Here is a 14,984-nt window from a genome sequence, read left to right on the forward strand (position 1 = left end):
TCTCGACTCCCTGGCCTTGTACTGGCCCCGCCGAAAGGACCGCAAGAAATGACCGCCTCCCCGCTCGCTACAGCCGCCGAGAGCCTCGCGACGGCCGCCTCGCAAGTCTTCAACGACGCCCAGCCGGTCGCCCTGGTGGCCGTCTTCCCTGACGGCGCCTATGCCGCCGCCTACCTCGGCGACAGAACCTCCGAGGAGTACAAGGACGCGGCTATCGCGTTCGGCGAGCTCGCCGTCGAAGCCCAGCAGAAGGCCGACGCATGAAACGAGCCCCTCTCTGGCTGCGAGCGCTGACCGCCCTCGTCGTTTGGCTCGGCGCCCAGGGGGTCCGGCTTGCCCGAAAGTAATCCTCTCGCGGACGTGATCGAGGCCATGTGGCGCACGATCCGCGACGCGATCCAGCCCGCCTATGACGCGGTAGCCGCCGCGTTCGCTGGCCTCGGCTCCGCCCTGGAGCAACCGCGCTACAAGCGCCCCCTGATCCACAACGGAAGGAAACCCCGAAAATGACCGAGATCCTCACCATCACCGACTCCGACGGCGACACAGTAGCAATCCACGAAGCGACCGCTGTCGCTGACGGCGCCTATGTCCTCTCCGGTGGCACGAGCCCCGCGACCGTGACGAAGGACGAGGCCCCGGCCTTCGCCCTGGCACTCCTGGAAGCGACCGGATGGACCGCCGACCACAACGGCGGCACCATGGCCCACGCGCTGACGAACCTCGCGAAGCACGTCAAGCAGAAGGCCGAGGAAGAGGCCCGCAAGGCCGCCGAAGCTGAGGACGCGGCAAAGCTCGAAGCCGAAGCCCTGACGCTCCTCAACGCCTACCGCCTATCCAACGGCCGCGAAGCACGGACGAGCCTCGACGAGATCAACAACGAGACGAGCCGCGAGGGTTGGCGCACCATTGCCCGCAAGGCCCGCGAGCTTCACGCTCAGCCCGAGCCGGAAGCCGCCCCTGAGCCGCCCTCCCGCTTCTCGATCGTCCAGTCAGAGAAGCGTCCCGGCATGTGGCTGATCCTCGACGCCGAGAAGCCCGGTAAGGGCGCCGCGTTCGGCGGCAAGTACAACGCCGAGAACGGCCTCGCCGCTATGGAGGCGGGCGTCAAGTTCTTCTTCGAGCCCCTCTTCAACCACTTCAACTAAGCCCCGCTTCCCGGAAGGAAAACACCCATGGATAACCTCTTTCAGCGCCGCATCCTGGCGGCCCTCAACATTGCCCGTTACGCCGCCCCGGTAGGCCCTGGCCGCGTGAGCTACGGCCACATTTACGCCGGTACCGTACCGGCCGCCACGATCGCCAAGCGCCGCAAGGCCAACAAGGCGGCCCGAGTGGCACGACGGGCGGCCCGTTAATTGCTGATCGAGATCCCTCAGACGGCCGTCCGGCGCCTGACTGACGCGGCGGGCGACGTCTTCGAGATCCGCGCTTACGGAGGTCAGATCGACGTGCTTATGAACGACGAGCACAAGATCGAGATCCTCGTCGGCGACCTCCCGACCCTCTTCCAAGCCATGACCGACGCCGCCCAGGAGGCCGAATGAACCGCTCCCGAAACTACATGAGCTCCGAGCCTGACGCGCCGCTCTACCGGGCTATCGGCGACTATCCCGACGGCCGCTCTCGCGTGATCGGGCCCTACGCGACCGTAGGCCCCGCCAAGCGAGCGAAAGGGGCCCTCAACGGCCTGGAGAACGTCCGGACACAAGTCGCCGTCCCTCAGTGGCGCGACCTGTCCGACGAATAGCAAGAGTCCCGACGGGGGCGGCCACTCCCGGCCGTCCCCTACGGGCATTTCCCGAAAGGATCACATGATCGAAAGCACCTGGAGGCGAGCCTATGCGGCCTGTCTCTACTGAGTTCCCCAGGAGTCAAGCCTTCGGCTCGTATGCGACCGCTGGCGTCGTGGGGAACCCCTACGGCTCCGAAGTCCAGCAACTCGTCGCCTTATACGGTAACTATCAGCCGTTCGGCCACGCTGGCGAGGATATCGCCTGTCCGATCGGTACGCCGGTAAAGGCCATGGCCGACGGCGTCGTGGTTTGGGCGGGCTGGGCCGACGAAATGGCCGGAGACGAGAGCGACTGGGGCTATCGCCAGCGCTTCTACGTCTACAAGCATTTCCCCGGCATCCTGACCGTGATCAAGCACGAGGGCCGGTCTGACGGCTTGCTCTATACGCTCTACGGCCACCTGTCGAGCAACGACGTTGCTCCGGCCGGGACCGTCGTCCGCGAGGGCGATCTGATCGGCTACAGCGGCAACACCATGAGCCGGACGACCTACGTCGGCGCTCACCTTCACGTCGAGGCCCTGGTCGATATGTCCTACCGCTCCAGCGGCGGGCTGATCTACGGCCGGACTGATCCGGCGAAGTGGTACGGACAAGCCAACCGGCCACAGTACACCCCCGACGAGAAGTTCCTCGTCGACCTCCAGCTCTCCCTACCGTAAGGAACCATCTATGCCCGCTCCCAAAGTCCCTACCCGCGAAATGTCCAATCAGGCAAAGCTCGACTTCCTGGTGGACCTGCACAGCAACGGCGGACCCTCGACCCTTTACGGCGCCTCCCTCCAGGACTTGATCGACGACATTCCCCGGCGCGTCGTCAAGTCCAAGGTCCGGCGCGGTAAGGATCTGATCGACCTTGATCAGGAGATCGCCGATAACAAGTCGATCAGCCTCCGGATCGAGGCGACCCTGGCCGGACTCGTTGCCGCCGTGGCTGCCCTGTCCACCGGCTCCGGCATGACGCCGGAAGCGATCAAGGCCGCGATCAAGGAAGCGGTCGACGATAGCCTCGATCACCTGACCGTCACGGCGACGATCCAGGCGGCCGACGAACGCAAGTAGCCCACAAAAAGCCTCTCCCTTTCCGGGAGGGGCTTTTTGCGTAAGTCGACTTGCGCGAGTCGGTCTATGTGTTCTATGCTGTTTACACGCCCCGAGGAAAGGAACCCGAAATGACCGCCAAGATCTTCCGCCCCGTCTCCAACATCAAGGACCTACGCGAGGCCTTGGAGGACGGCTTCGCCCGCCTCACCGGAGAGGTCTTCGAGACTCCCACTCCGAACCTCGTCGATATCCGCTACGTGACCGACAACTTCGGGGCTCACTCCCTCATGCGCGTCTCCCGCGCCACCGCCCGCAAGCTCGGCCTCACGGCCTAATGAAAGGAACCACCGTGGAACACGCGACCGCAACCATGACCGCCGACGAGCTCGAAACGGAGATCCGCGAGGTCTTCGCCGCTGGCCCTGGCGGCCCCGGCTTCTGCTCCGCGAAGTATGTCGGCCTCGCTACCTGCCACCGCAAGGCAGACCACGACGGCGACCACGTCACGGTCGGCCGCACTGGCCGCCTCGTGGCCTTCTAAAGATTCTTTCCCGGACGAGTTGCGTAAGGCGCCTTTCGTGACTTAGACTGTTTACACAAGCCAAGAGCACCACCTACCGAAGGAGCCGATCATGGAAATCACCCACATTGTTGTAGCCCGTAACATCAAGACCGACCGCATTCACAAGATGAAGATCGCCCTGATCGAGGGCTACACGACCGAGGCCGATATCCCGGCGATCGTCGAGACGAACATCGGCGCGAAGGCCGAGATTATCCAGATCGTCCCGGCTCACGAGCTCGCTCCGGCCACGGTGGCAAACTTCGGCTAAGCCCGAGCCGGCCTCCCCCGAGAAACCTCTAGGAAGAAATTCCTGGAGGTTTTTTCTTTGCCCTGAGCAGACCGGCAACCCCTGGCTCTCTCTTCCTATGTCACCACGACGAACCACTTTGGAAGGAAGCCAAAATGACTCAGACTCACTCCCTCGCCCAGTACCTCGACGTACTCTCCGAAACCTCCCCGAATAACGGCCCGTTCCTGGCTGAGGGCCTCGGCGAAGCCCAGGCGGCAACAGTGAACGCCGCGTTTGCCGAGCTCGCCCACGCGGCCGTCGCCTTCGTGAACACGGCCGAGCCGATCGTCGGCTACACGGACGTTCGCCGGATGCTGGAGGACTTCGTCCACACATTCCCCGCCACGAAGGAACCGAACCCCTTCGCCATGATCGCGGCGCTCTTCGGCATCACGCCCGAGGAAATGGAAGCTATCGCCGCTGAGACTGGCGAGGACGACGGCGCCCTGTAGTTCCCGCCCTTGAAGGCGGCGAGGTCTGACCGGCTTCGCCGCCTTTGGCATATCCGAAAGGAGGGCGCATGGGCCGCCGAAAGAAGCTCAAAGAAAACCTTCCGGCCGACTGGCACGAGTCCTACGAGTTCACCGCCAACGGCCGCCACATAGGCCCTGGAACCGAAGTGTCGATACGCGGCGAGCGCGGCCGGTTCCGGTTCATCAAGCACGTCCGGCGCGACTCCGGCGCTGAGTGGCTCGACTTCTGGGGCGGGCCTAAAGGCTGCGCTCAGTGGCGCTCGTTCGCCCCTGACCAGATCCGCCGCGTCCACCGCATCAATACGACCGAGCAAGCCCTGGCGGCCGCTCACAAAGCCAAAAAGGAGGCCCTCCGTGGTGCTTGATCCTGCCCTCTTGATCTTCCTCGGCTCGCTCACGGCGGCCGTCCTCTTCACCGCTGGCGCCTTCGGCGTCCTCTTCGTGATCACCCTCATTATCAGCCTCTTCGAGAAGGACTAAGCCATGGCAGATAAGCCCGTATGCACTTGCATTTCTCGCGTCGTCCCGTCCCTGAACGGCCTCACCGGCAGGGCCTACCTCGTGAAGCTGATCACGGTCATAGACCCGTATTGCCAGATCCCCAGCCACAAAGCCAAAGGCTCGACCGACTTCGAGCCGACCTACGAACAGAAGGACTAACCCATGGATGAAGCCAAGATAGCGAAGCTCGCCAAGTGGGCCCAGGCAGAAGTACGGGCCCTTATCCGCCGAGCCGAGGAGGCCGAGTTTGAGAACGAGCAACTGAGGGCGAACACCTTCGGCGACGAGGGCTCTAACACCTACCTTCAGCCCTACGACGATCAGCCGGTGCTCCTGCCGAACAACGGCCTCGTCGAGTACCGCCTCGGCTATGGTTCCGAGGATCGCGTCCAGGTTCACGTCGACCACCGCAACCCTGACCGCCTGGAGATCCGCGGCCTCGTCGGGATCAAGATCTACCCGACCGCGTCCAACGTCGTCATGGTCGAGATCGCCGAGTGAGCACCGAGGCGCTCCTCGCCCGCGTCGCCTCTCGATATGAGAACGGCAACGGCGAGGCCGCCTCGCTGACCGCCTCCACCCTGGAGCGCCTGGAGTACCGGCGCCGCCACTCTGGGAAGGAGTGCGCCAAGTGCGGCGAGTCCCGACCCCTGTCCGACTTCACTACCGATTCCCGCAAGCCCGACGGCCTGGATCGTCGATGCAAGAGTTGTAAGGCCGCCCAGGCACGCGAGCGACGCTCTCGCTCTGTGTAAACGTGGCCCCCTACTGGCTCTCTCTATATATAGAGGGAGATATTCCTAAGCCCTCCTCTTCCGCTCTGTGAGCTCCTACTGACTGGAGACAGACGTGAAGAGGGGGGCTTTTGTCGTGCCCTCTTACATCGGCCCCTCGTCCTCGCCCAAGCGAGGGGTTCGGGGGAGGTAGCTCAATTGGCAGAGCGACGGTCTCCAAAACCGTGACAGTTGCAGGTTCGAGTCCTGCCCTCCCTGCGTATGCCGGGTATGAGTGCCCTCGTGAGCGCTCCCCGGTTTGCCCTCGTGGTTCCCTCTTCCTTCCTTCCAGGTCGAGCCACGAGGGCCCCCTACCCATACCCCCACCCCTACAGCCCAGGCAGTACGCCGAGAGAGGAGGCCCGCCCGCATGGCATGGAGTACAGCAAGCCAGAGCCCCCGAGCCTCCCGCCTTCCTGCTGACTGGAGCACGCGCCGCGTCCGAGTCCTTCGCCGCGACGGCTACAAGTGTCAGGCTCGCGACTCGCTCGGGGTCATGTGTGGAGCTCCGGCTAATCAGGTCGACCACGTCGAGCACGGCGACAACCACGAGCTCGACAACCTTCAGAGCTTGTGTCGTTGGCATCACGCGAGGAAGAGCTCGGCCGAAGGTGCCGCCGCTCGACGTCCTCGACCTCGACAGAGACGTGACCCTGAGCCCCACCCCGGAATGATCTCCGGCTACTGAGCCTCCACCCCTGGGGGATCACCTCCCCCCGCCCCCCTGCCGCTCTCCCGAAGAGGCATAGCTTCTCCCTCTGCGCGCGGGTCTGGGGGTTTTTGAAAATAGACCGGCCTGGACGACCCCGGCCTCCCGATCGGCCCTCAACAATTCCCTCGTGGTTTGTCATGGCCCTTCCTGAGCCTCGAAAGGAGGCCGCCGCAAATGGCCGGACGTGGACCCGCCCCTCAACTTCAGCATCAGCGCGAGCGCGATACCCGCCGCCGCCAGTCTGATGCCGTCATGCTCACCCGCGACGGCGTCCTCCGTGGCCCCGACTTCCCTTACGACGTCGTCCCCGAGCCTCACCCGGCGACTCTGTCCTGGTGGGACACTTGGCGACGCGCTCCCCAGGCCCAGATCTTCGAAGACACGGACTGGCAGACCCTCAAACGAGCCGCTCGGCTCCAGGACGGCGTCATGACCGCCGTCAAAGTCTCCGCCCAGGCCGTTTCTGAGCTCCGACTGATCGAAGAGCGCCTCGGCGCGACCGTCGTCGACCGCCAGCGGGCGAAAATGACGATCGAGAAGGACGGCGAAGACGCCGAAGTGGTCGAGCTCCGCTCCGTGACCTCCCGCGAGGACGTCATGGCTCGAATGCGAGGGCAGAAGGCATGAGCACACTCGCCCCGGCAGTGACCGCGATCGCCTCACTCCCCGACTTTCCCCTGGACGGCTCCGTAAAGACGCTCGGCTGGGAGATTATCGCCTGGGCCGAGAGCTATCTCCTCCAGCCCGACGGCGACGACGCCGGTCAGCCCTTCACGTTTACACGCGAGCAATGCAACTTCATCCTCTGGTTCTACGCCGTGGACGCTGGCGGCTCCTTCGAGTACCGCCGAGGCGTGCTCCGGCGAGCGAAAGGCTGGGGAAAGTCGCCCTTCCTGGGCGCCCTGGCACTCGCTGAGCTCTGCGGGCCCGTCCGCTTCGGCGGCTGGAACGCTTTCGGCGAGCCGATCGCTATCCGGCACCCTAAGCCCTGGATCGTGATCGCGGGCGTGTCTGAGACTCAGACGCAAAACACCTTCGACGCGATCCGGGCCATGTGCGAAGACTCGGCCCTGGTCGACGACTTCGGCCTGGACGTCGGTATGACCCGCATCTTGACCGCGACGGGGAAGATCGTCCCGATCACGGCGAGCTCCTCCTCCCAGGAAGGCGCCCGCCCGTCCTTCGCGATCATGGACGAAACTCACCACTGGTCAGCGACGAACGGCGGCCACAAGCTCGCCCGCGTTGTCCGGCGTAACCTCGCCAAGTCGCGAGACGGCGCCGCCCGAGTGGTCGAGACAACCAACGCTCACGAGCCCGGTCACGACTCCGTCGCCGAAAAGTCCTACCTCGCCTGGAGAGCAATGGTCGAAGGACGGACCCGCTCGAAGGGTCTGCTCTACGACACCCGCGAAGCTCCTGGCGATATCGACCTCGCCGACGAGAAGGCGGTCCTGGCGGGCCTCCGCGCCGCGTATGGCGACGCGATATGGGTCGACCTGGAGCGCATCCTCGCCGAGATCTACGACCCGGACACTCCTCCCGAGGAAGCCCGCCGCTTCTATCTGAATCAGATCGTGGCGGCCGCTGACTCCTGGGTTGCTCCGGCTGAATGGGCGAAGAACCGAAACCCCGAGCTCCGGCCGCTGCACTTCGGCATCCCTGACGCCCGCAAAAAGGGCGACATGGTCACTCTCGGCTTTGACGGCTCGCTGACTGACGACTCGACCGCGCTCGTCGCGTGCCGCGTCGACGACGGCGCCGTGTTTCTCCTGGCGATCTGGGAGAAGCCGGAAGGTCCGGCCGGTAACGGCTGGGAAGTTCCAAAGGATCAGGTCCGCGACGCGGTAGATCACGCATTCTCGACCCTGGACGTCGTCGCGTTCTTCAGTGACGTTGCCTACTGGGAGACGGACGTCGACGCCTGGAGGGACGCCTACGGCGAGCGGTTGCTCGTCAAGGCCACAACCCGCCACGCGATCGGCTGGGATATGCGCGGTCACCAGATGGACACTACCCGCGCCGTCGAGGCCCTTCACCGGGCGATCACCGACGGCGAGCTCCCCTGGAACGATCACCGCCTTATCGCTGGCTCCTCGACCGTCCCGCTCGCCGAGATCAAGGCCGAGGAAGTCCTGACCCGACACGTCCACAACGCCCGCCGCCGCGTGAACCGCTGGGGCGTCTACTTCGGCAAGGAAACGAAAGAGTCCCCGAAGAAAATCGACGCCGTCGCTTCCATGGTGCTCGCCCGTATGGCACGGACCCGCGTCCTGTCCGACGGCGGCCTGAGGAAGAAGCGCCGCGCCCCTGGCCGACTCATTGGCTTCTAACCCCGACCCCTCTCGAAAGGAGGCAACTTGGCTATAGACGCCGCACTAGCTGGACGCCTCGACGATCAGCTAGAGAACGACCTCCGGCGAGAGGGCCGTCTCGGCCTCGTGAAGCGCTACCTCGAAGGCGATCACGATATGCCTTACATGCCCCGAGGCGCGAAAAAGGAGTACGAGCACCTAGCGAAGCGCTCGATCACGAACTGGACGCCGCTCCTGTCCGACACGTTCGCAAAGGGGCTCTTCGTGGACGGCTACCGTCCGGCGAACTCCGGCGAGAACGTGACCGGCTGGCAATGGTGGCAAGCGAACCGCCTGGACGCCCGCCAGAGCATCACTCACCGAGGCGCCCTGGATTACGGCACGTCTTACAATCTCGTCCTTCCTGGGACGCTCCAGACGCGCCGCGTGCCGCTGATCAAGCCCCTCTCCCCGCTCCGCTCTGCGGCGTGGTATCAGGACGAGGACGACGAATTTCCCGAGGTTGGCATAAACCGCAAGGGAACGACGATCGACGGAACGCGCTTGATCGAGCTCTACGACAAGGAGAGCGTTTACACGTTCGCCAAGCCGAAGGACTCCGACAAGTGGCGGCTGTCCCGCGTCGACGATCACAATCTCGGCTACACGCCCCTGGTCCGCTTCCGCGACCGCCTGGACGGCGAAGCGCGAGGGATTATCCTCCCGCTGAAGACCCTCCAAGACCGTGTAAACGAAGTGGTCTTCTCGACGCTGATCGCGCTCCAGTATGCGAGCTTCCGCCAGCGCTGGGCTTCCGGCCTTGCGATCCCCGAGGACGAAGACGGTAACGCCGTCGAGCCCTTCCAGGCGGCGATCGACCGCCTATGGATCGCGGACTCCGAGGGCGCCAAGTTTGGCGACTTCGCTCAGACCGAGCTCACCGGCCATATGTCCGCTTACGACAACACGGTTCGGACCCTGGCGGCCGTTGCCCAGATCTCGCCGAATATCCTCACCGGCGACCTCGTCAACCTCTCGGCTGACGCGCTGGCCCAGATGGAGGCAAGCACTCAGCGGAAGATCTCCGAATACGAGACTCTCTTCGGCGAGTCCTGGGAGTCGACCTTCCGCCTTGCGTCTCTCGCCGCTGGCGACGCCCAGGGCGCTATCGACACTTCCTCACAAGTGCGCTGGCGCGATACCGAGGCCCGCTCCCTGGCTCAGACCGTGGACGCCCTCGGAAAAATGGCCCAGATGCTCAGCGTCCCCGTCGAGGCTCTGTGGGAAAAGATCCCCGGCATCACGGATACCGACGTCGCTTACTGGAAGTCGATCAAGGACGAGACGGATCTCCTCGGCGGCCTCGTCGCGGAAATGCAACGTCAGACCGCAACACCCAACCCCGACGCGCTCAACGGAACGAGCGCGGCCTAGTAATCCTGAAGGGAGGCCCACAATGGCGAACCTAGTGGGCCTCTCCCAGGATCACATGGCGAAGCAAGTACGCGACGCCGCCGCCGTCCAGGCTGGCCTCGCTGTAGCGTTCGATAAGGGCCTCGACCCGGCGAACCTCGACGCGACGTTCCCGACCTACCTCCGCTCCGCTCTGGCCCTCGTTTCGGCCGGACGCGGGCTAGCCCTGAAGACCGCCACCGATTACTACGGCGCGGCGAAGAGGGGCGCTGGCTTCGATTCTGCGATCCCTGCGATCGACGTCCCGAAGCTCGATATCTTCCGCTCGACTCAGGCCCTCCTCATGACCGGCCCTGTCTCGATCAAGAAACAACTCTCGACCGGCGTCGGCCTCCAGGAGGCCCTCAACTCTGCGAAGAAGCAGACCCTCGCCGTCGGCAAGCGCCTTACCCTGGAAGCGCCCAGGCAAGGGCTGATCAAGCTCGTCCAGAACGACAAAGACGCCCTCGGCTGGAGCCGCGTCTCCGACGGCCAACCTTGCCACTTCTGCGCCATGCTCCTAAGCCGTGGACCGGATTACAAGAGCAAGGAAACGGCCCGCTTCCGCGCTCATAACGGCTGCGGCTGCTCTGTCCGGCCGTTCTTCAAGGGCGACCCTCACGACGGCTGGAGCCCTGACGCCCTGGCCCTGCGCCGCCTCTGGGACGGCGTCGACGAGGACGGTAACCCGCTCCCCGGCCGCTCGAAGGGTACGACGCTCAATATCAACGAGTGGCGCTCGTTCTACGGCGCCGCCGTGAATGATCCAGGCTCTCCGGTCTTCCAGACGTTCACGGAGAAGGTCGCTAAGCACATTGCCTCCCCGGTGATCGTCGAGGCTCGCAAGTCCGCCCAGGCGGCCTACGAGACGCAACGAGTCGCCCAGGCTGAAGCCGAGAAGGCAGCACGCGAAGCCGAAACCCTGGCCGCCCAGAAGGCCGCCGAGGAAGAGGCGAAGAAGGCCGCCGCTGAAGCCGCGAAGATCAAGAAATGGCAGGGCAAGCCCGCCCCGGTAAAGCCGATCGAGCCGAAGCCCGCGACGACCCTCGGCCCCGCTGCTTTTGACGAGTGGCACGAGGCTATGAAAAAGCGCTTTTCGGACTTCGCCGCGAAGACCGGCAACCCGAAGAACGACCTGACGAAGTCGCTCAACTATGGCCTCGTCCGCCGCGTGATCGACAATCACGACACGGCCGCGCTGGCTCAGCTAAAGACCATGCATTACCTCGACGACGCCCTCTACGAGGACGCGCTGAAGGCGATCAAAAAGGCCGACGAGCCTATTCCTGGCGCCGCTGCGGCGTACAAGAAAGAGCTGACCGCCTACCGCAACCGAATGACGCGCTACAAGCGTTATATCGAGGAGTGGCGCGAGGTAAACGGCGTGACGTCCGTCGCGAAAGGCATGGACGGCGCTCGGATCTTCCAGACGAACCGCGAGGCGGTCGAGTGGGCAAACAAGAGCTACAAGATCCCCGCCGAGGGCCCAGGCAAAGACGCGCTGTATAAGTACACTGGCGGGTCTTACCGGCCCTGGAACGAGTCGCTTCGCAAGCTGGCCGACCCCGATAAAGTCCCTTCGGACTCCTGGGGCCCAGTGACCCGCGACGCTGACGGCGCGTTCCACACGGCGACCGAGGACTTTATCGTGACGCGAGGCACCGGCTGGGACGAGTTCGCCCTGGCCGACGGTAACCGCTCCAGGAGCCTACCGCCGCCGCCTCCCGAGGATCTGATCGGCTCCGTCCAGACGAACCACGGCTACACGTCTACGGCTATGTCCGGCGCGGCCGATAACTCCTCATTCGGCGGCTCCGTACAGATGAAGATCCGCATTCCCGAGGGATATCCCGTTTCCTGGGTCGATCCCTTCAGCCAGTACCACGGCGAGCGGGAAATGCTCCTGGCTCGCTCGACGAGCATCTACATTCACAACGTCTACAAGTCCCCGAATGGTCACCACTGGGTTGTCGAAGCTGAGGCGATCCCGAAGGACGTCGACCCGATCGAATTTGGCCGGACGGCAACCCCGACCCCGGCCTCGAAGCCGTTCCAGTAGCGTGAGGCGACTCGCGTGCTAAGCTTGACGTGACTATCGAAAGGAGATATGGATGCTCGAAGACAGAGCCTCCGAGCCGTTCATTCTCAGTTACTCCCCGAAGCGCTACCCGGCGCCTGATTGGGAAGCGATTGGAACGGTCGCGAGAATCTGGGTTCCTGACGACGAGACTGTGGGCTGGTTGATCTATCAAGATCCAGACCGGCTCGCGTTCCTCTCCGAGATCGACGCCGAGAAGCTCGGCTATGTGATCCGCGAGCTCGTCCGAGGACTCATGAATGACGGCGCCGAGAGAGGCGTCCCGGCCCGCGAGTTGTGGGACGAGATCCTCTCGCGGACACTCCACACAACTCCAAACGATCAATTCCTCCCCGCGATAATCGCGGACGTAAGGAAGGAATGGGGAGAGTAACTTCTCCCACTGAATAACCCGCTTCGGCTTCGGCCCTGGCGGGTTTTTTCATGCCCAAAATCACCGCGCTCCGTCAGGTACGAGGCGCCTACCCGTCCCAGGAGGACGTTTACACATGGCAAACACCGAAGCACAGAACACCGACGCGACCAAGGACTCGAAGCCTGAAGGCGAGAATCCCTGGGGCGACGACTTTGACGCCGAGAAGGCTTGGCGTCTAGTCCAGAACCTCCGCGCCGAAGTGACTGGCCTGAAGACGGAACGCGACGACCTGAAGACCGAACGGGACAACCTGAAGGTCGAGAAGGACGCCTCCGATTCCGAAGGTAAGACCGAGATCCAGAAGCTCACGGATCGCCTCGCGGAACTTGAAAAGACCGCGAAGGAAAAGGACCGCGACGTGGCTCTCCAGAAGGTGCTTCGGAAGCACCCCGAGCTCGAAGAGTTCTCCGATCTCCTGACCGGCGAAACGGAAGACGAGCTTATGAGCAAGGCCGAGCGCCTCGCGAAGATCGGCAAGCCCGCTGACGGCGACAATCCCGCCGACAAAGACGGCGAAAAGCCCGCTGAGCTTCCCGGTACGCCGAAGCCGAACCTCGTCCCAGGCCACGGCGGCGACGCCCCGGCCCCCTTCGACCCCGACGCAATCGCTAAGGCCGCTCGCGAGCGTTAGAGCTTGCTCACTCCTCCCCCTCCCCTCTACCTGTAAAGGACACATTCCCTCATGGCAAACGACTTCTACACTCCCGGCGAAGCCGCTCGCGTTCTGGCCTCCCTCGTGAACGAGGACGCCCTCCTGTCCGGCCTCGTGTCTCGCAACTTCGAGAACGACCTCATGGCCGGTGGCAAGGGCGGCGCTCCTGTCGCCCTGGCGATCCCGACGACCCTCGTCGCCCGCTCTCGTGCGATCGACGACGTTACTAACTCCATCCTCATGGACGAGATCGCCGAGACGTTCCACACGATCAACCTGAACCGCGCTCACGACTACAGCGCCGTTCCGCTGTCCGAGAAGGATCTGACCCTCAACCTGACAGACTTCTCCAAGCAGGTTTTGGCGCCCCAGGCCGCCGCCGTGGTCGACCTCCTGGAACACCGCGTAGCGACCGCTCTCCAGGGCGTCGAAGAGACGACTTCCGTCGCCTACGACGAGAACGACCCGGTTCGCACCTTCACCGCGATCCGCAAGATCCTCCGCGACAACGGCGTTTCTGCCTCCGGCCTGAACGTCGCCGTCGGCACTGAGGTTTACGCCCAGTTGCTCGACTCCAAGGTTCTGACCGACGCCTCTCAGTCCGGCTCCACCGCCGCTCTGCGCGAGGCAAACGTCGGTCAGGTGCGAGGCTTCACGATCGTGGAGAACACCCGCCTGGACGAGGACGAAATTATCGCGTTCCACCGCGACGCCGTCACCCTCGTTACCCGCGCCCCTGTAGTGCCCCAGGGCGCGAGCTTCGGCGCGACCGTGAACGAGAAGGGCTTCAGCCTCCGCTACATGCGCGATTACCTGGCTGAGAAGACCGTCGACCGTTCGTTCGTCTCGACCTTCTCCGGCGTGGCTCTCCTGCCTACCTACAAGATCGAGCGCACCTACAACGACGGCGCACCGGTGAACGGTCAGAGCAAGGGCGGCACGGCCACCGTTACCGAGATCCCGAACGGCGGCATTGTCCGCGTGAAGACGAGCACCGTCGCCGTTTAGTCCGGCTGAGATCCGTAGGGCGCCCTTCGCGGGGCGCTCTACGGCTCTCTGAGCTCCTGAAAGGAGTCGAAACGTGCCTTTACCCATAGAACCTCCTCTTAGCGAGCTAGAGCAACGCCTGGGCCTTGTTCCGGGCTCGCTGGAGGGAGTCGACAAGAGCCGCGCCGAGAAGGCGCTGGAAGACGCCGCGATCCTGGCCCTGGCTGAAGCTTCCGAAGCGAAGGCCGCCAAGTGGGAAACCGACTGCCCGAAGGTGGTCCGCCTCGTCGTCCTGAAGGCCGCTCGTCGCGAGTTTGAAAACCCCCGAGGGATCGAAAACGAGTCCCTGGGCGAGCGTTCCATCGGCCTGACCGATACCTCCGGCGTCTACCTGACGGCCCGAGAGGTTGCCCAGATCCGCCGAGCCGCTTCTGGCCGCTCCGGTGGCTTTGTGGGCTCCATCCGTACCCCGAGCGCCTACGAGCCGTACTCGTGAAAGTAGACGGCACCTATTACGTCCTCCAGGAGGGCCAAGAGGAGGGCGGCGAGGGGTTCCCGTTGCTCTCTGAAGAGGATCTCGAATGCTTCTGAATGTCCCCGGCCTCTCCCCTGTCATTTACCGACTGAGGCCGAATATGACCACTGATTCTTACGGCGACCCGGTCGAAGACTGGACGGTTGCCCAGCCCGTCCCGCTGATCGGGGCGCATATCCAGGCTGTCTCGTCCACTGACGCGGACGGCGCGACGGTTCACGTCAGCGAGAACGAAAAGAGGCTTTTTGTTCCTGGCGATCCTGGCCTCCAGGAGAACGACCGGATCGAAATCAAGGCCGAATTATGGCGGATCGACGGGACTCCCGAGGTCCGAGCCGGCCTCGCTACTGAAACCTTCACGACGGCCACTCTGACGCGCCTCGTGACCTCCTGAAAGGA

The 14,984-nt window shown here is 64.1% G+C and carries 25 protein-coding genes and 1 tRNA gene; all 26 read left to right on the forward strand.

Annotated elements, in window-relative coordinates; translation table 11 throughout:
* Nucleotides 1–48: 48 nt before the first annotated feature.
* The 26 genes from AB4Y81_RS03005 to AB4Y81_RS03130 all read left to right on the forward strand — a co-directional run bounded on the left by AB4Y81_RS03005 (nt 49) and on the right by AB4Y81_RS03130 (nt 14,979).
* Nucleotides 49–264 carry a hypothetical protein gene (locus tag AB4Y81_RS03005; RefSeq protein ID WP_441995146.1) on the forward strand — a complete coding sequence of 72 codons (216 nt, stop codon included), beginning with the start codon at nt 49–51 and terminating at the stop codon, nt 262–264.
* Nucleotides 265–333: 69 nt separating this feature from the next.
* Nucleotides 334–510 (forward strand): hypothetical protein, encoded by a 177-nt coding sequence (locus AB4Y81_RS03010; protein WP_441995148.1) that lies wholly within the window; start codon nt 334–336, stop codon nt 508–510.
* Nucleotides 507–1,148, forward strand: a complete 642-nt coding sequence (locus AB4Y81_RS03015) for a hypothetical protein (RefSeq protein WP_441995149.1) — start codon at nt 507–509, stop codon at nt 1,146–1,148. The genes AB4Y81_RS03010 and AB4Y81_RS03015 overlap by 4 nt, the downstream gene beginning before the upstream one ends.
* Nucleotides 1,149–1,175: 27 nt before the next feature.
* Nucleotides 1,176–1,358, forward strand: a complete 183-nt coding sequence (locus tag AB4Y81_RS03020) for a hypothetical protein (RefSeq protein ID WP_441995151.1) — start codon at nt 1,176–1,178, stop codon at nt 1,356–1,358.
* On the forward strand, nt 1,359–1,547 hold the full coding sequence (locus AB4Y81_RS03025; protein ID WP_441995152.1) for a hypothetical protein: 189 nt from the start codon (nt 1,359–1,361) through the stop codon (nt 1,545–1,547).
* A complete protein-coding gene (locus AB4Y81_RS03030) occupies nt 1,544–1,750 on the forward strand; it encodes a hypothetical protein (protein WP_441995153.1) in 207 nt (68 codons plus the stop codon). The genes AB4Y81_RS03025 and AB4Y81_RS03030 overlap by 4 nt, the downstream gene beginning before the upstream one ends.
* A gap of 158 nt (nt 1,751–1,908) precedes the next feature.
* On the forward strand, nt 1,909–2,457 hold the full coding sequence (locus AB4Y81_RS03035; RefSeq protein WP_441995154.1) for a M23 family metallopeptidase: 549 nt from the start codon (nt 1,909–1,911) through the stop codon (nt 2,455–2,457).
* A 10-nt stretch (nt 2,458–2,467) separates the two neighbouring features.
* Nucleotides 2,468–2,857 (forward strand): hypothetical protein, encoded by a 390-nt coding sequence (locus AB4Y81_RS03040; protein WP_441995155.1) that lies wholly within the window; start codon nt 2,468–2,470, stop codon nt 2,855–2,857.
* A gap of 110 nt (nt 2,858–2,967) precedes the next feature.
* On the forward strand, nt 2,968–3,174 hold the full coding sequence (locus tag AB4Y81_RS03045; protein WP_441995156.1) for a hypothetical protein: 207 nt from the start codon (nt 2,968–2,970) through the stop codon (nt 3,172–3,174).
* Nucleotides 3,175–3,188: 14 nt separating this feature from the next.
* On the forward strand, nt 3,189–3,380 hold the full coding sequence (locus AB4Y81_RS03050) for a hypothetical protein (protein ID WP_441995158.1): 192 nt from the start codon (nt 3,189–3,191) through the stop codon (nt 3,378–3,380).
* Between the two features lie 91 nt (nt 3,381–3,471).
* Nucleotides 3,472–3,672, forward strand: a complete 201-nt coding sequence (locus AB4Y81_RS03055; protein ID WP_441995159.1) for a hypothetical protein — start codon at nt 3,472–3,474, stop codon at nt 3,670–3,672.
* A gap of 134 nt (nt 3,673–3,806) precedes the next feature.
* Entirely contained in the window at nt 3,807–4,145 is a 339-nt protein-coding gene (locus AB4Y81_RS03060; RefSeq protein ID WP_441995161.1) for a hypothetical protein, read from the forward strand.
* A gap of 68 nt (nt 4,146–4,213) precedes the next feature.
* Nucleotides 4,214–4,531, forward strand: a complete 318-nt coding sequence (locus tag AB4Y81_RS03065; RefSeq protein ID WP_441995163.1) for a DUF7246 family protein — start codon at nt 4,214–4,216, stop codon at nt 4,529–4,531.
* Nucleotides 4,521–4,646 carry a hypothetical protein gene (locus AB4Y81_RS03070; protein WP_441995165.1) on the forward strand — a complete coding sequence of 42 codons (126 nt, stop codon included), beginning with the start codon at nt 4,521–4,523 and terminating at the stop codon, nt 4,644–4,646. Before AB4Y81_RS03065 ends, AB4Y81_RS03070 begins: the two co-directional genes overlap by 11 nt.
* Nucleotides 4,647–4,649: 3 nt before the next feature.
* Complete coding sequence (locus AB4Y81_RS03075) at nt 4,650–4,826, forward strand: hypothetical protein (protein WP_441995167.1); 177 nt, start codon at nt 4,650–4,652, stop codon at nt 4,824–4,826.
* A gap of 3 nt (nt 4,827–4,829) precedes the next feature.
* The gene (locus AB4Y81_RS03080; RefSeq protein WP_441995168.1) at nt 4,830–5,168 is read left to right on the forward strand and encodes a DUF7239 family protein; all 339 of its coding nucleotides are present in this window, start codon (nt 4,830–4,832) and stop codon (nt 5,166–5,168) included.
* A 416-nt stretch (nt 5,169–5,584) separates the two neighbouring features.
* Nucleotides 5,585–5,659: transfer RNA gene (locus tag AB4Y81_RS03085), tRNA-Trp, on the forward strand.
* A gap of 667 nt (nt 5,660–6,326) precedes the next feature.
* Nucleotides 6,327–6,779: a phage terminase small subunit gene (locus tag AB4Y81_RS03090; RefSeq protein ID WP_441995169.1), complete on the forward strand. Its 453-nt coding sequence runs from the start codon at nt 6,327–6,329 to the stop codon at nt 6,777–6,779.
* Nucleotides 6,776–8,485 (forward strand): hypothetical protein, encoded by a 1,710-nt coding sequence (locus AB4Y81_RS03095; protein WP_441995170.1) that lies wholly within the window; start codon nt 6,776–6,778, stop codon nt 8,483–8,485. The genes AB4Y81_RS03090 and AB4Y81_RS03095 overlap by 4 nt, the downstream gene beginning before the upstream one ends.
* A gap of 27 nt (nt 8,486–8,512) precedes the next feature.
* Nucleotides 8,513–9,880: a phage portal protein gene (locus tag AB4Y81_RS03100; protein ID WP_441995171.1), complete on the forward strand. Its 1,368-nt coding sequence runs from the start codon at nt 8,513–8,515 to the stop codon at nt 9,878–9,880.
* 55 nt (nt 9,881–9,935) lie between these two features.
* Nucleotides 9,936–11,957 carry a VG15 protein gene (locus AB4Y81_RS03105; protein ID WP_441995172.1) on the forward strand — a complete coding sequence of 674 codons (2,022 nt, stop codon included), beginning with the start codon at nt 9,936–9,938 and terminating at the stop codon, nt 11,955–11,957.
* Nucleotides 11,958–12,009: 52 nt separating this feature from the next.
* Nucleotides 12,010–12,369: a hypothetical protein gene (locus tag AB4Y81_RS03110; RefSeq protein ID WP_441995174.1), complete on the forward strand. Its 360-nt coding sequence runs from the start codon at nt 12,010–12,012 to the stop codon at nt 12,367–12,369.
* Between the two features lie 115 nt (nt 12,370–12,484).
* Nucleotides 12,485–13,042 (forward strand): hypothetical protein, encoded by a 558-nt coding sequence (locus tag AB4Y81_RS03115; protein ID WP_441995176.1) that lies wholly within the window; start codon nt 12,485–12,487, stop codon nt 13,040–13,042.
* A gap of 51 nt (nt 13,043–13,093) precedes the next feature.
* A complete protein-coding gene (locus tag AB4Y81_RS03120) occupies nt 13,094–14,071 on the forward strand; it encodes a P22 phage major capsid protein family protein (protein ID WP_441995178.1) in 978 nt (325 codons plus the stop codon).
* 73 nt (nt 14,072–14,144) lie between these two features.
* Nucleotides 14,145–14,546, forward strand: a complete 402-nt coding sequence (locus tag AB4Y81_RS03125; protein ID WP_441995179.1) for a hypothetical protein — start codon at nt 14,145–14,147, stop codon at nt 14,544–14,546.
* A gap of 139 nt (nt 14,547–14,685) precedes the next feature.
* The gene (locus tag AB4Y81_RS03130; RefSeq protein ID WP_441995181.1) at nt 14,686–14,979 is read left to right on the forward strand and encodes a hypothetical protein; all 294 of its coding nucleotides are present in this window, start codon (nt 14,686–14,688) and stop codon (nt 14,977–14,979) included.
* Nucleotides 14,980–14,984 lie beyond the last annotated feature (5 nt).

Source organism: Paenarthrobacter sp. TAF1 (genome assembly GCF_052113825.1).
Classification (GTDB): Bacteria; Actinomycetota; Actinomycetes; order Actinomycetales; family Micrococcaceae; genus Arthrobacter; species Arthrobacter nicotinovorans.

Bases quoted from the DNA above. Each gene is read 5' to 3' on its own strand.
- AB4Y81_RS03045 (WP_441995156.1), top strand. From the start codon at position 2,968: ATGACCGCCAAGATCTTCCGCCCCGTCTCCAACATCAAGGACCTACGC.
- AB4Y81_RS03075 (WP_441995167.1), top strand. From the start codon at position 4,650: ATGGCAGATAAGCCCGTATGCACTTGCATTTCTCGCGTCGTCCCGTCC.
- AB4Y81_RS03040 (WP_441995155.1), top strand. From the start codon at position 2,468: ATGCCCGCTCCCAAAGTCCCTACCCGCGAAATGTCCAATCAGGCAAAG.
- AB4Y81_RS03120 (WP_441995178.1), top strand. From the start codon at position 13,094: ATGGCAAACGACTTCTACACTCCCGGCGAAGCCGCTCGCGTTCTGGCC.
- AB4Y81_RS03055 (WP_441995159.1), top strand. From the start codon at position 3,472: ATGGAAATCACCCACATTGTTGTAGCCCGTAACATCAAGACCGACCGC.
- AB4Y81_RS03105 (WP_441995172.1), top strand. From the start codon at position 9,936: ATGGCGAAGCAAGTACGCGACGCCGCCGCCGTCCAGGCTGGCCTCGCT.
- AB4Y81_RS03115 (WP_441995176.1), top strand. From the start codon at position 12,485: ATGGCAAACACCGAAGCACAGAACACCGACGCGACCAAGGACTCGAAG.
- AB4Y81_RS03015 (WP_441995149.1), top strand. From the start codon at position 507: ATGACCGAGATCCTCACCATCACCGACTCCGACGGCGACACAGTAGCA.
- AB4Y81_RS03005 (WP_441995146.1), top strand. From the start codon at position 49: ATGACCGCCTCCCCGCTCGCTACAGCCGCCGAGAGCCTCGCGACGGCC.
- AB4Y81_RS03110 (WP_441995174.1), top strand. From the start codon at position 12,010: ATGCTCGAAGACAGAGCCTCCGAGCCGTTCATTCTCAGTTACTCCCCG.
- AB4Y81_RS03080 (WP_441995168.1), top strand. From the start codon at position 4,830: ATGGATGAAGCCAAGATAGCGAAGCTCGCCAAGTGGGCCCAGGCAGAA.
- AB4Y81_RS03130 (WP_441995181.1), top strand. From the start codon at position 14,686: ATGACCACTGATTCTTACGGCGACCCGGTCGAAGACTGGACGGTTGCC.
- AB4Y81_RS03020 (WP_441995151.1), top strand. From the start codon at position 1,176: ATGGATAACCTCTTTCAGCGCCGCATCCTGGCGGCCCTCAACATTGCC.
- AB4Y81_RS03090 (WP_441995169.1), top strand. From the start codon at position 6,327: ATGGCCGGACGTGGACCCGCCCCTCAACTTCAGCATCAGCGCGAGCGC.
- AB4Y81_RS03065 (WP_441995163.1), top strand. From the start codon at position 4,214: ATGGGCCGCCGAAAGAAGCTCAAAGAAAACCTTCCGGCCGACTGGCAC.
- AB4Y81_RS03095 (WP_441995170.1), top strand. From the start codon at position 6,776: ATGAGCACACTCGCCCCGGCAGTGACCGCGATCGCCTCACTCCCCGAC.
- AB4Y81_RS03030 (WP_441995153.1), top strand. From the start codon at position 1,544: ATGAACCGCTCCCGAAACTACATGAGCTCCGAGCCTGACGCGCCGCTC.
- AB4Y81_RS03060 (WP_441995161.1), top strand. From the start codon at position 3,807: ATGACTCAGACTCACTCCCTCGCCCAGTACCTCGACGTACTCTCCGAA.